Genomic DNA, 11,721 nt, shown 5'->3' on the forward strand with positions numbered 1-11,721 from the left:
CGGCCCCGCTCCCGCCTGCTCCGTCCACCGAGGGGTGCCCTCACTCCACGCGGGACTCGGCGCCCGCGGAGGGCTCCTCCTCGTCGGGCAGCCGGACGTCGTTGACGGTGATGTTCACCTCGACGACCTCCAGCCCGGTGATGCGCTCCACGGCGGAGATCACGTTCTCCCGCACGTCCCGGGACACGTCCGTGATGGGCACCCCGTACTCGACGACGAGGTCCAGGTCGACGGCCGCCTGCCGCTCGCCCACCTCGACCTTCACCCCGCGCCTCATGTCGGGCCGGCCGCCCGGCACCCGGTCCCGGACGGCGCCGATGGTGCGCGACAGCCCGCCGCCCATGTCGTACACGCCGGGGATCTCACGGGCGGCGATCCCCGCAACCTTCACGACGACGAGGTCGGCGATCGACGTCCTGCCGCGGTCCGCGGCGGGCTGGTCGGCCCCGGACACGCCTCCGGAGACCGCCGTCGTGCCCTGTGCCGCCGTGCCCTGAGCGGTGCCGCCGGTGCGGGGTGCCGACACGTCCTTCGCGATGGCTGCGGTCTGCGTGGTCATGGCATCTTCCTCTCTCTGGACACGTTCCCGGCTGCCGTCCGCCTCATCGGCGAGGGGCCGGTATTTCCTCCGACCCGCTGCAACGGCGGTTGTGACGCGGATGCCCCGGAAATGTCCGCCGGAACGCCGGACTGCTCCCGGAGACGCCGACGGGGGCCGGGGCCTTCACGGCCCCGGCCCCTGCCCGCTCCCGTCACTCCGTCACGAGGCCGGCATCAGTACCGAGTCGATGATGTAGACGTGGGCGTTGGCGGTCCTGACGTTGCCGCAGACGACCTCGGCGGAGTCGTCGACGGTGTAGGACTCGCCCGAGCCGGAGGTGGTCAGCTCGGACTTCTCCAGCGTCTCGAAGGAGCCGTTCTCCAGGTCCTGCGGCGTGAGCTTCTGGCCGACGACGTGGTAGGTGAGGATCTTCGTCAACTGGGCCTTGTCGTTGAGGACCTTGTCCAGGGTGTCCTTCGGGATCTTGGCGAAGGCGTCGTTGGTCGGCGCGAACACCGTGATGTTCTGGGCGTTGTTGAGGGTGTCGACCAGGCCGGCCTTCTTCACCGCGGTCACCAGGGTGGACAGCGCCGGGTTGTTGGACGCGGCGGTGGCGACCGGGTCCTGGGCCATGCCGTCGAAGGAGCCGGCACCCGTCTTGGGCACCGCCGAGCAGGCAGGCCCGAACGGCCCGTCGGACGCGGGGGTGCTGCCGGCGCCTTCCATGGCGCTGTCCGCGGCGGCGGACGCGGACGCCTTCGACGCGCTGTCGGACGCGGCGGAGTCGCTGCCGCTGTCGGAGCACGCGGTGAGGGCGAGCGGCAGGACGGCCGCGGCGGCCAGGGTGACGGCGGTACGACGGATACGGGTGTTCATGATCTTTCTCCTGTGGTGACGGCAGCCGGGGGCTGCACTCGCTCGGGTCGGGTGAAGGTGGTCGGGGGTTCAGTCGACGGTGACGACCACGGAGTGGCGTCCGCTGGCCCCGTCGGGTCGGGGCCGGGTGCGTTTCTCGGTCTGCACCCGGCCGGTGCGGTCGGTCGCGCGCACGGTGAGGGTGTGGCTGCCCCGGGTGGCCTGCCAGGGGATGGACCATTGGCGCCAGGTGTCGCGGCTGTCCTCGGCCGCGAGGCGGGCGGTCCGCCAGGGGCCGTCGTCGACGCGGAGTTCCACCCGGTCGATGCCGCGGTGCTGGGCCCAGGCGACCCCGGCGACCATGACCGTTCCGGCCGCCGGTCGGGCGAACGGCTTGGGGGTGTCGATGCGCGACTGGGTCCGGACCGGAGCGCGGCGGGCCCAGCCCCGCTCGACCCAGTAGGGGTCGTAGGAGCCGAACGTGGTGAGCTCGATGTCCTCGATCCACTTGCAGGCGGAGACGAAGCCGTAGAGGCCGGGCACGACCATGCGGACGGGGAAGCCGTGCGCGAACGGCAGCGGTTCGCCGTTCATCCCGAACGCCAGAAGCGCGTCGCGCCCGTCCATCACCTCCTCCACCGGGGTGCCGATGGTCATGCCGTCCACGGAGCGGGCCACCAACTGGTCGGCCGGACCGCCGCGTGAGGGCGGCTCGACACCGCACTCGGCCAGCAGGTCCTTCAGAAAGACGCCGAGCCAGCGGGCGTTGCCCGCGTACGGGCCACCGACCTCGTTGGAGACGCAGGTCAGCGTGATGTCGCGCTCCACCGCCGGGCGCCGGAGCAGGTCGTCGAAGGACAGCGTGACCGGACGCCGGACGCCCTTGCCGTGCAGGCGCAGCCGCCAGGTCGCGACATCGACCTTCGGCACGACCAGCGCGGTGTCGACGCGGTAGAAGGACGCGTTCGGGGTGACGAAGGGGGTGACCCCGGGGACCCGCAGCGCGGTGCCCGCGGGAACGGGCGGGGCGGGCGAGGCGGGCACCGGCAGGGCGAGTCGGTCGCGGGAGGCGACCGCGCCGCTGCCGCTCGCCGCGCTCAGCGCCCGGCCCAGGGCCCCGGCCCCGGCCGACGCGGCGGCGACGGCGGACGCGGCGAGCACGAAGCCGCGCCGGTCCCAGCGGGCCCCGGCCTCCGACGGCGCACGTTCGGCGCCGTTCGCACCGCCGGTGTCTTCGCCCGCCTCCGCATGCTCCGGCGCGCCGGGTGCCGGAGCGCGGGTCGCCAGGCGGCCCGCGAGGAGCAGGAGCACCGCCGCCCCGACGATCCCGCCGACCAGGGAGGGCAGGGCGTCCGACGGGCTGTCGCCCGCAGGCCGGCCGAGGGCCACCACCGCCCCGACAGCGCCGAACGCGACGGCACCGGCCGCGGCGGTGCGCGGGAATCGCAGTGCCGCCATTCCCAGGACCGCCGCGCACAGTGCCAGTACGACAAGAATTCCGATACGCAGGACGAGTTTGTCGTCGGTGCCGAAATTCCGGATCGCCCATTCCTTCACGGCGGTCGGCGTGCGGTCGATGACCGCACCGCCGACCGCCACCACGGGACCCGCCTGGGGGCGGACCGCGACCGACGCCGACTCGGCCGCGGCGAGCGCCGCGAAGCCCGCCACCGCACCCGCGACCGCGCCCGCCGCCGACCGCAGCCGGTCGCGGGAATGGCGTGTCTTCTTCACGTCGTCGGTCACGTGGGGAATCCGGGACCGGATGTCCGGTGGATTGGTCGTGCGCTCGATCGAAGGAATGTCGGTCTCGGACCGATCCGCGCGCTCCTCCGCTACGGATGAACCATTCTTCTCGCCGTTCCGTCCGCTCGGTTCGCCGCGACGGCATCCGGAGCGTGACCTCGCGGCGAAGTCGTCCGTAACAGGTAGGGAGCGCAGGCGTCCAAGCCTGAGAGACCGGACGAGAGGAGCCGCCCAGTGGCGGGGGCCCGCAGACTGACCGCACCGCCCGGGGCCTACGGCGACGTGGCCGGGGACACGGACGACTCCCTGCTCGCGGTCCGGGCCGCGGAAGGGGACGAGGACGCGTTCGCCGTCCTCGTGCAACGTCACGGGCCGGCACTGATCCGGCTGGCCACCCGGCTGCTGGGCAACCGGACCGAGGCGGAGGACGCGGTGCAGGACGGCTTCATCAGCGCCTGGCGGGCGCTCCCGGAGTTCCACGGGCGGTCGTCCTTCGGCACGTGGATGTACCGGATCGTCACCAACCGCTGCCTGAACGTGCTGCGGGGCCGCAGGCACGTGGCGTCGCTGGAACTGGCGGGGGAGCTGCCGGCCGCGGAGCACTCGGCCTCGCCGGCCCGGATCACCGAGGCCCGTGACGCGGTCCGTGAACTGCGCGACGCCCTCGACCTGCTCTCGGCCGAGCAGCGCGCCTGCTGGGTCCTGCGAGCATTGGACGGCCGCTCCTACGAGTTCATCGCGGACACGGTCGGCATCAGCCTGGGAGCCGTCCGCGCCCGTGTCTTCCGCGCCCGCCGTTGTCTGACACAAGCACTGGGGGCCTGGCGATGACCGCCCACACCGACCCGCCGAACGATCCGTCGCCCCAGGACGACGACGAGCACCTGCCGTGCGGACGCCTGCTGTCCCGGGTCTGGGACGCCTGGGAGCAGCAGGCGGACGACCCCCACCTGCGGTCCTGCCCGCACTGCCGGCAGGCCGTGCACGGGCTCGACCAGCTGGGGTCCGCCGTGCTCGGCCTGCGCGAGGAGGAGGCGGCGGACGCTCCCGCCACCGACGCGGCCGTACTGACCCGGCGGGTCATGGACGTCGTCCGTCTCGAACTGCGCCCCGGGCGCCCACTGCCGCTCGGGGAGCCCGGCGAGGACCTGTGGATCACGGAGGCGGTCGCCGCGCGGGCCTTGCGGGCCGCCGCCGAGACGGTCGGCGGTGTACGGGCGGGCTCCTGCCGCATCGTCGGCCCCCTCGGCGGCGGCCCGGCGGGCGACCGTGCCGCCGGCGCGGTCGAGATCGTCCTCGACGTGCACACCCCGGCGGACGCCTTCCTGCCGCACCTGGCGGACCGGGTGCGCGACCGGGTCCGGGACACCGCGGACCGCGAACTGGGCATGGCCGTCGCGGCCGTGGACATCCGTATCACCGACCGCGTCGACCCGCCGGGCGGCGGGAAGGAAGGGCGTACCCCATGACCTCCGACGGGCCGCACGTCCCGCATCCCGCGCGCGCCTCCTCCCGCATCGCGCCCGCCGCGCAGGCCCCGGCGCCCGCGCAGGCCTCGCACGCCTCTCTCGTCGAGGCGGTCGCCAGGGCCGTGGAGGACGTGCCGGGCGTCGCGTTCCTCAAGCCGGGGCTGGCCGCCCGGCTCCGCTCCGCGCTGTCCCGGCCGGATCCGGGCACCGGGAGGGCTCCCACCTCCGGCGTGCGCCTGGCGACCGGGGCCGACGGCACCGGCCCCTGGCGCGTCGACGTACAGGTCGTGGCGTTGCGCCGGGCCAGGTCGGTGGACGTGGCCCGCGCCGTCCGGGCGACCGTCGAACGGCACCTGGCCGCCCGGTTCCCCGAACGGCCCGCCCCCCGGGTGACGGTGACGGTCACGGGCCTGGTCTGAACCCGGGGGCGAGCCCGGGCGCGCGGTCTCCGGGGCCCCTGCCGCCGCTCCGGACGCCCCGGGCCGCGGTACGTCGCCCACGTCAGACGCCCGGCGGGCGCGGCCGGTCGGTGGCCTCGCGTGTGCCTGCGGGGCCGCGCCCCCGCCCGTGTGGCGCCCGCCGGCCGCCCCGTACCCGGGTGGGTACGGGGGGCGTACCTGTATGCCGTAGTGCCGCCCGTCGACAGGCAGCGCCGTGCCCTCGGGTGCCGTGACGTCACGGTGCCGTGCCACCCCGACCGTCCGCCCGCCCGGCCGGTGACGGACGGGGCCGCACGTCCCCGACCGGGTCAGGCGGGGAAGCCGAGACGGGCGATCGGTTCGGAGGTGGGCCGGGCGGAGCCGCCGGCCGGTTCGAGGGTGACCCCCATGCCGGAGGCCCCGTCGACCGCGCCGCGCAGCAGAACGGCCTGGTCGGCGCGGGCGGGGTCCATCAGCCCGGCGGGCCGCATCGTGCCGCCGTCGTCGAACCACAGCTCGTAGACCTTCCCGCCGGGGGGATGCTCCATCCCCGCGACGACGAAGACGGCCCTGTCCTGGCTGCGGGAGACGACGACCGTGCCGGTCGCGCCGCCGTCCAGGGTGGTGGCCTGCGCCCGCGCGTCCGGCGCGGCCAGCACGGCGGCGATCTCGTCCGTCTGCCGTTCCGCGGCGCGTGCCTGACGGAGCGCGTCCTCGGCCCGCTGGTGCTGCCACACCGCGGTCCCGCCGAGCGCGGCGGCCGCCGCGAGGCAGGCGGCCAGCGCCCACCGGGACAACTGCCGGGCCCGCAGACCGGTCCGGGTCGGGCGGGCCGTCGCCAGCGGGCCCGGAGACTGCTGCCGTACGGCGGTGATCCGGTGCAGCACCTGCTCGCGCATGCCCGCCGGGGGCGTCACCGCGACGGCGAGTCCCAGGCGGGCCGCGGTGGCGGACAGTTCGGCGGTCTCCTGCGTGCAGGGCTCGCACGCCGCGAGGTGGTGCTCGAACGTGGCGCGCTCCTCGTCGGGCAGCGCGTCCAGCGCGTAGGCACCCGTCATACGGTGCAGGTCGGCGGTTGTCACGCGGTCACCCCCAGGCAGTCACGCAGGCGGATGAGTCCGTCCCGCAGTCGGGTCTTGGCGGTGCCCAGAGGCAGCGTGAGCGCCTCGGCCACCTCGCGGTAGGTCAGCCCGCGGTAGTAGGCGAGCGTGACGGCCTGGCGCTGGATCTCGGTCAGCGTGCGCAGACAGCGCCGCACCTGCTCCCGTTCCAGTCGGGCCTCGACCTGCTCGGTGACCTCGTCGAACTCGGGCGTCCGCTCCAGCAGCGCGGCCTTGTGGTCCCGCGCCGCGGCGGCCTCCACCGAGCGCACCCGGTCCACCGCACGGCGGTGCGCCAGCGTGAGGATCCAGTTGATGGCCGTTCCCCGGTCGGGGCGGTAGCGGGGTGCGGTGCGCCAGACCTCCACCAGCACCTCCTGGGTGACCTCCTCCGACTGCGCCTGGTCCCGCAGGACGGCGCGCACGACTCCGAGAACGGGACCCGCGACGGCGTCGTACACGGAGGCGAACGCGTCCTCGTCGCCGAGCGCCACCCGGCCCACCAGCTCCTGGAGATCCGGTTCGGACGAGGGATTTCTGCCGATGTGCACGGCTTCTTTCACAGGGGGCCTCCGCGGTCGGGACATCTCCGGACGTAATCCGATCCCGGTCCGGCAGCGGATTGGTCCTGGAGCCCATGAAATCCCAGGTCCCCGCGGGCGCGAGGTGCTTCGTGCCGGGACGCGCCCGGAGCGCGGCGCCGTGTGGCGCCGGCGCGGCGCACGCGGGTGGGCAGGCAGGGGCGCGCGGTGCCCGGCCGCGGGGCGCGCGCCGCACGTCGCGAGGGTGCGGCAGCGCGCGAACGGCGCGGCGGGCGGGAAGAGGGGCTCAGGCCGGAGTGCCGGAGCGTGGTGTGGGCCGGGGTGTGGCACGCGGGGCGCACGCCGGGCTGTGGCGCGGGCGTACGCCGGTCGTGGCGTGGGCCGGGGCGGCTCGTGCGGGGATCGCGGGCCGGGGGCGGGTCCGGGCCGGTCACGCCTCCCGCTGGGCGTCGATCTCGGCGACGAGGGCTTCGACGCGCCGCCCGATCTCGTCGCGGATGGGCCGGACCGCCTCGACGCCCTTGCCCGCCGGGTCCTCCAGAGCCCAGTCGAGGTACCGCTTGCCCGGGAAGACGGGGCAGGCGTCGCCGCAGCCCATGGTGATGACGTAGTCGGAGGCCTGGACGGCCTCCGTGGTCAGGACCTTGGGCTGCTGGGCGGCGATGTCGACGCCCACCTCCTTCATGGCCTCGACCGCGGCGGGGTTGACCCGGTCGGCGGGGAGGGATCCGGCGGAGCGGACCTCGATCCGGTCGCCCGCGAGGTGCTGCAGGAAGCCGGCGGCCATCTGGGAGCGGCCGGCGTTGTGGACGCACACGAACAGCACGGAGGCGAGCGGGCGGGAGGTGGGCATCGGTTCTTCCTTCGCTGAGCGGTGCGACGGCGGCACGGGGCGAGCGGCGTCGCGCCCGTTTGGCGGGCACCACCCCCGCCGTCGGGGTCCCGGCCGACGGTGACCGCCGCCGGGGCCTTCCGGCGGGCGGTGTGCGGGGAGGGCGCGAGTCGTGACAGTATCAGTCCATGCTGACGTCAGTCGATGCTGATCTGATGCGGGTTCTGGCCGACCCGCTCCGGCTCCGGATCGTGTCCCTGCTCGCCCGGGAGACGCTCTGCACCACGCATCTGGTGGAGGAGACCGGTGCCAGGCAGACCAACCTGTCCAACCATCTGAAGGTCCTGCGCGAGGCCGGGGTGGTCGAGACCGAACCGTGCGGGCGGTGGACGTACTACCGGCTCAGGCCGGAGGTCGTCGACGCGCTCGCCGGCCGGTTCGCCGCGCTCGCGGAGACGGCGAGGGCCACCGCCGAGAACGACGTCAAACGGTCCTGCCCCTGATGCGCCGCCGCCGACCCGCCACCCACCGTCCCGCCCGCCCGGGGACACACCGAGGAGTTCCGCGTTGACCGCCACCCCCGAGAGCACCGCCGGGCCGACGCCCGCGGCAGCCGCCGCGCCCGCGCCGTTCGTCCCCGCCCAGGCCGTCCCCGCGTCGAGCGTCGCCGCGCCGAGCATCCCCGCACCGAGCGACTCCGCCCCGGCGGTCGTCGCGCGGGCCGTTCCGTCGCGCCGGCCGCTGGTCGCCCGGGTCGCGGCGGAACTGGTCGGCACGGCGGCGCTGGTCGCGGTCGTGGTCGGCTCCGGCATCCAGGCGACGGCGCTGACCGGCGACGTCGGCCTTCAGCTGCTGGCCAACTCCACGGCCACCGTTTTCGGGCTCGGGGTGCTCATCCTGCTCCTCGGCCCGGTCTCCGGGGCGCACTTCAACCCCGTCGTCACGCTCGCCGAATGCTGGACCGCCCGCCGCGGCGGCGCCGGGGTCACGCTGCGGGAGGCGGCGATGTACGTCCCCGCGCAGACGGCCGGCGGCGTTGCGGGCGCCGTCCTGGCGGACGCGATGTTCGGCGAGCCCCTGGTGCGCTGGTCCACCCACGACCGCTCCGCCGGGCACCTGCTGCTGGGTGAGGTGGTGGCGACGGCCGGACTGGTGCTGCTGATCTTCGGCCTCGCCCGCACCGACCGCCTGCGCTTCGCGCCGGTCGCGGTCGCCTCCTACATCGGTGCCGCGTACTGGTTCACGTCGTCCACGTCCTTCGCCAACCCGGCGGTGACCGTCGGCCGCGCCTTCACGGACACCTTCGCGGGCATCGCGCCCGGCTCGGTCGCCGGGTTCGTCGTCATGCAGGTTGTCGGCGGCGTGCTCGGCCTGGCTCTGGTCGCGCTGGTCTTCCCGCCGGAGGGGACGGGCGGCGAGCGCTCCGCCGGGTGACGCCGGGCACCAGGCCGCCCCGGTCCGTCCCGCACGGCCCCCCGGCCCTTCGTTCTCGGGCCCGCCGCTCTCCGGCCCGCCGTGCCGGGGCGCCGGCCGGGCTCAGGCCGAGGCGGGCGGGGCGGTCAGCAGGCCGCCCATCGCGGCCAGCGCCGACGGCTCGATGCGGTAGTACACCCAGGTGCCGCGCCGCTCGGAGCTGAGCAGGCCGGCCTCCTTGAGCTTCTTCAGGTGGTGGGAGACGGTCGGCTGCGAGACCCCCACGTCGGAGATGTCGCACACGCAGGCCTCACCGCCCGCGTGCGAGGCGATCGACGAGAACAGCCGCAGCCGGACCGGGTCGCCCAGTGCCTTGAACATCCGCGCGGCCGTCTCGGCCTCGTCGGCGGTGAACGGGCGCTCGGTGAGCGGCGGGCAGCACGGTGTCCCGGCCCCGGGCCCGGACTCGATCAGCGGCAGCAGCGACGCCTCGGTGTTCGACATGCATCTATGTTGACACGCATCGAAGCAAAGGGTTCCTTCCTCGCCTCCGCTGATTAGATTTCTGTCTATGTTGACGCTTGTCGAATCAGGTGCCATGCTGATCGCCACAAGACATCGATGAATGTCGAATCAAAGGGGACATCGTGAGCGACACCACCGACCAGCTGCCCGTCGTCGTCATCGGTGCCGGCCCCATCGGCCTGGCCGCCGCCGCCCACCTGGTCGCGCGCGGCCTCGAACCGCTGGTCCTGGAGGCGGGGCCGTCCGCGGGGACGGCCGTCCGCGCGTGGGCGCACGTGCGGCTGTTCTCGACGTGGTCCGAGGTCGTCGACCCGGCCGCCGAGAAGCTCCTCGGCCCCACCGGCTGGATCCGCCCGGACGGCGCCGCCTACCCCACCGGAGGCGACTGGGCCGAGCGGTACCTCCAGCCGCTCGCCGACGTCCTCGGCGACCGGGTCCGCTACGGCGTCACCGTGACCGGGGTGGCGCGTGCGGGGCGGGACCGCGTCGTCGACGCCGACCGCGCCGGGACCCCGTTCACGGTGCACGCCGAGCCTGCCGGCGGCCCCGGGGAGCTGATCGCCGCCCGCGCCGTCGTGGACGCCTCCGGCACCTGGTCCCTCCCCGCGCCGATGGGGGCCGACGGCCTGCCCGCCCTGGGGGAGAAGGCGGCGGCCGACCGCATCTCCTACCGGGTCCCCGACCTCGGGGACCCGGCGGTCCGCGCGCGGTACGCGGGCCGGCGCACCGCGGTCGTGGGCTCCGGAGCCTCCGCCTTCACCGCCCTGGCCGGCCTCGCCGAGCTCGCGGCCCAGGAGCCCGGCACGCACACGGCGTGGGTCCTGCGGCGCGGCATCGGGGCGCAGACCTTCGGCGGCGGCGACGCCGACCGGCTCCCCGCCCGCGGCGCCCTGGGCCGGCGCGCCGAGGCGGCCGTCGAGGCGGGCCGCGCCACGGCCGTGACCGGCTTCCGTGCACAGGCTGTGGAACGTGACGGCGACCGGCTCGTTCTCGTCGCCGACGACGGCCGGCGCCTCGACCCGGTCGACGAGGTCCTCGTACTGACGGGCTTCCGCCCCGACCTGTCCTTCCTCTCCGAGGTCCGCCTCGGCCTCGACGAACGTCTGCAGGCCCCGAGTGCACTGGCGCCGCTGATCGACCCGAACGTCCACTCCTGCGGCACCGTCGCCCCGCACGGCGTCGTCGAGCTGTCCCACCCCGAGGAGAACCTGCACGTGGTCGGGATGAAGTCCTACGGCCGTGCCCCGACCTTCCTGGCGATGACCGGCCACGAGCAGGTCCGTTCCGTCGCCGCCGCGCTCGCCGGCGACCGCGAGGCCGCCGAGCGCGTCGAACTGGCCCTGCCCGAGACCGGGGTGTGCGGCGGCGCCGGTCTGTACGACGACCCTGACGCCGCCTCGGGCGACACGGGCCCGGGCTGCTGCGGCGCCCCGGACGTGCTCCGGATCGGCGTCGGCGCCCCGGCCTCCCCGTCCGGCGGCGGTTACTGACCGGCCGTCCGACACCGTCCGGCGGAAGGGCGGGTCCGGCCGGGCGGGCGGAGCGGCGGGCCGGCGGGTGCGCCGCCGGGCGGCACGGTGATCTAGTGCCGCATCAGGCAACGTTCGCCCCGTCGCGACGCCCGGCACGCACGCTCGCTGCACCGGACGAAAGCCCGAGTACATCCCGTACGAGGGCTTCCGGCCGGCACACCGAGAGCACGCACCGGACGCCGCTCCTCGACGGGCGAACGTTGCCTGCCGCGGCACTAGTAGTGCTTGGTCAGGTTGGTTGTGGCGGTGCGTGTCCTGTGGGCCCGGCGTGGCGTTGAGTCTGCGTGACTCCGGACGAGATTGCTGTGGTGCGTGGTGAGTTGGAGACCTTCGCGGCGGAGGTGTTCGAGCCGTTCGCGCGCAAGGACCAGCGCCGGTGGGGGCAGGTCTACCTGCGGGGACTGCTGACCGACGGGCAACGAAAGTCGGTCGAGCCGATGGCTGCCCGGCTCGGGGAGGACGGCAATCGTCAGGCACTGGCCAACTTCATCACCACCAGCCCCTGGGACCCGGCACACATCCGGGCCCAGCTCGCCTGGCGGATGGAGGAGGCCATCGGGCCGGACGCCCTGGTCGTCGACGACACCGGGTTCCTGAAGGACGGGACTGCCTCGGCATGTGTGTCGCGGCAGTACACCGGCACCGCGGGCAAGGTCACCAACTGCCAGGTCGGCGTCTCGCTCCACCTCGCGTCCGACCACGCCTCGGCAGCGGTCAACTGGCGGCTGTTCTTGCCCCAGACCTGGG

The 11,721-nt window shown here is 74.8% G+C and carries 14 protein-coding genes; 7 read left to right on the forward strand and 7 right to left on the reverse strand.

The genetic code is table 11. The annotated features are described in order from the left end of the window. Positions 1 to 40: 40 nt before the first annotated feature. The 3 genes from JS756_RS05010 to JS756_RS05020 form a co-directional block, all read right to left on the reverse strand. Positions 41 to 559, reverse strand: a complete 519-nt coding sequence (locus JS756_RS05010) for an Asp23/Gls24 family envelope stress response protein (RefSeq protein WP_205381679.1) — start codon at positions 557 to 559, stop codon at positions 41 to 43. A 201-nt stretch (positions 560 to 760) separates the two neighbouring features. After that, a complete protein-coding gene (locus JS756_RS05015) occupies positions 761 to 1,417 on the reverse strand; it encodes a fasciclin domain-containing protein (RefSeq protein ID WP_205381680.1) in 657 nt (218 codons plus the stop codon). Between the two features lie 69 nt (positions 1,418 to 1,486). Next, a complete protein-coding gene (locus JS756_RS05020; protein ID WP_205381681.1) occupies positions 1,487 to 3,142 on the reverse strand; it encodes a molybdopterin-dependent oxidoreductase in 1,656 nt (551 codons plus the stop codon). Positions 3,143 to 3,376: 234 nt separating this feature from the next. On the opposite strand from JS756_RS05020, the gene JS756_RS05025 reads away from it, so the two are divergent. From JS756_RS05025 to JS756_RS05035, 3 genes are read left to right on the forward strand one after another with little or no spacing between them, the layout of a single operon-like run. Further along, positions 3,377 to 3,973, forward strand: coding sequence for an RNA polymerase sigma factor (locus JS756_RS05025; protein WP_205381682.1), 597 nt, complete (start codon positions 3,377 to 3,379; stop codon positions 3,971 to 3,973). Continuing rightward, positions 3,970 to 4,611: an Asp23/Gls24 family envelope stress response protein gene (locus tag JS756_RS05030; RefSeq protein ID WP_205381683.1), complete on the forward strand. Its 642-nt coding sequence runs from the start codon at positions 3,970 to 3,972 to the stop codon at positions 4,609 to 4,611. The genes JS756_RS05025 and JS756_RS05030 overlap by 4 nt, the downstream gene beginning before the upstream one ends. Continuing rightward, positions 4,608 to 5,030 carry a hypothetical protein gene (locus JS756_RS05035; RefSeq protein WP_240203225.1) on the forward strand — a complete coding sequence of 141 codons (423 nt, stop codon included), beginning with the start codon at positions 4,608 to 4,610 and terminating at the stop codon, positions 5,028 to 5,030. The genes JS756_RS05030 and JS756_RS05035 overlap by 4 nt, the downstream gene beginning before the upstream one ends. Before the next feature lie 329 nt (positions 5,031 to 5,359). On the opposite strand, the gene JS756_RS05040 is transcribed toward JS756_RS05035, so the two are convergent. From JS756_RS05040 to JS756_RS05050, 3 genes are all read right to left on the reverse strand, one after another. Beyond that, the gene (locus tag JS756_RS05040; RefSeq protein ID WP_205381684.1) at positions 5,360 to 6,112 is read right to left on the reverse strand and encodes an anti-sigma factor; all 753 of its coding nucleotides are present in this window, start codon (positions 6,110 to 6,112) and stop codon (positions 5,360 to 5,362) included. Then, positions 6,109 to 6,693 carry a sigma-70 family RNA polymerase sigma factor gene (locus JS756_RS05045; RefSeq protein ID WP_205381685.1) on the reverse strand — a complete coding sequence of 195 codons (585 nt, stop codon included), beginning with the start codon at positions 6,691 to 6,693 and terminating at the stop codon, positions 6,109 to 6,111. Before JS756_RS05045 ends, JS756_RS05040 begins: the two co-directional genes overlap by 4 nt. Positions 6,694 to 7,102: 409 nt before the next feature. Continuing rightward, positions 7,103 to 7,525, reverse strand: a complete 423-nt coding sequence (locus JS756_RS05050) for an arsenate reductase ArsC (protein WP_205381686.1) — start codon at positions 7,523 to 7,525, stop codon at positions 7,103 to 7,105. Positions 7,526 to 7,692: 167 nt separating this feature from the next. On the opposite strand from JS756_RS05050, the gene JS756_RS05055 reads away from it, so the two are divergent. Next, the gene (locus tag JS756_RS05055; protein ID WP_205381687.1) at positions 7,693 to 8,007 is read left to right on the forward strand and encodes an ArsR/SmtB family transcription factor; all 315 of its coding nucleotides are present in this window, start codon (positions 7,693 to 7,695) and stop codon (positions 8,005 to 8,007) included. 64 nt (positions 8,008 to 8,071) lie between these two features. Next, positions 8,072 to 8,938 (forward strand): aquaporin, encoded by an 867-nt coding sequence (locus tag JS756_RS05060; protein ID WP_205381688.1) that lies wholly within the window; start codon positions 8,072 to 8,074, stop codon positions 8,936 to 8,938. 102 nt (positions 8,939 to 9,040) lie between these two features. On the opposite strand, the gene JS756_RS05065 is transcribed toward JS756_RS05060, so the two are convergent. Then, positions 9,041 to 9,421: an ArsR/SmtB family transcription factor gene (locus JS756_RS05065; protein ID WP_205381689.1), complete on the reverse strand. Its 381-nt coding sequence runs from the start codon at positions 9,419 to 9,421 to the stop codon at positions 9,041 to 9,043. Between the two features lie 140 nt (positions 9,422 to 9,561). Here JS756_RS05065 and JS756_RS05070 point away from each other — a divergent pair, with 140 nt between their 5' ends. Together JS756_RS05070 and JS756_RS05075 are read left to right on the forward strand one after the other, a co-directional pair. Further along, entirely contained in the window at positions 9,562 to 10,932 is a 1,371-nt protein-coding gene (locus tag JS756_RS05070) for an FAD-dependent oxidoreductase (RefSeq protein ID WP_205381722.1), read from the forward strand. Between the two features lie 326 nt (positions 10,933 to 11,258). Beyond that, on the forward strand, positions 11,259 to 11,721 hold a 463-nt coding region (locus JS756_RS05075), incomplete at its 3' end, for an IS701 family transposase (RefSeq protein ID WP_205381690.1).

Origin of the sequence: Streptomyces actuosus (assembly GCF_016921115.1) — a bacterium.
Taxonomy (GTDB): domain Bacteria; phylum Actinomycetota; class Actinomycetes; order Streptomycetales; family Streptomycetaceae; genus Streptomyces; species Streptomyces actuosus_A.

Excerpts from the sequence above, each read along its gene's own strand:
- JS756_RS05010 (WP_205381679.1), bottom strand. The coding sequence starts at position 559 with ATGACCACGCAGACCGCAGCCATCGCGAAGGACGTGTCGGCACCCCGC.
- JS756_RS05015 (WP_205381680.1), bottom strand. The coding sequence starts at position 1,417 with ATGAACACCCGTATCCGTCGTACCGCCGTCACCCTGGCCGCCGCGGCC.
- JS756_RS05030 (WP_205381683.1), top strand. The coding sequence starts at position 3,970 with ATGACCGCCCACACCGACCCGCCGAACGATCCGTCGCCCCAGGACGAC.
- JS756_RS05035 (WP_240203225.1), top strand. The coding sequence starts at position 4,608 with ATGACCTCCGACGGGCCGCACGTCCCGCATCCCGCGCGCGCCTCCTCC.
- JS756_RS05050 (WP_205381686.1), bottom strand. The coding sequence starts at position 7,525 with ATGCCCACCTCCCGCCCGCTCGCCTCCGTGCTGTTCGTGTGCGTCCAC.
- JS756_RS05055 (WP_205381687.1), top strand. The coding sequence starts at position 7,693 with ATGCTGACGTCAGTCGATGCTGATCTGATGCGGGTTCTGGCCGACCCG.
- JS756_RS05065 (WP_205381689.1), bottom strand. The coding sequence starts at position 9,421 with ATGTCGAACACCGAGGCGTCGCTGCTGCCGCTGATCGAGTCCGGGCCC.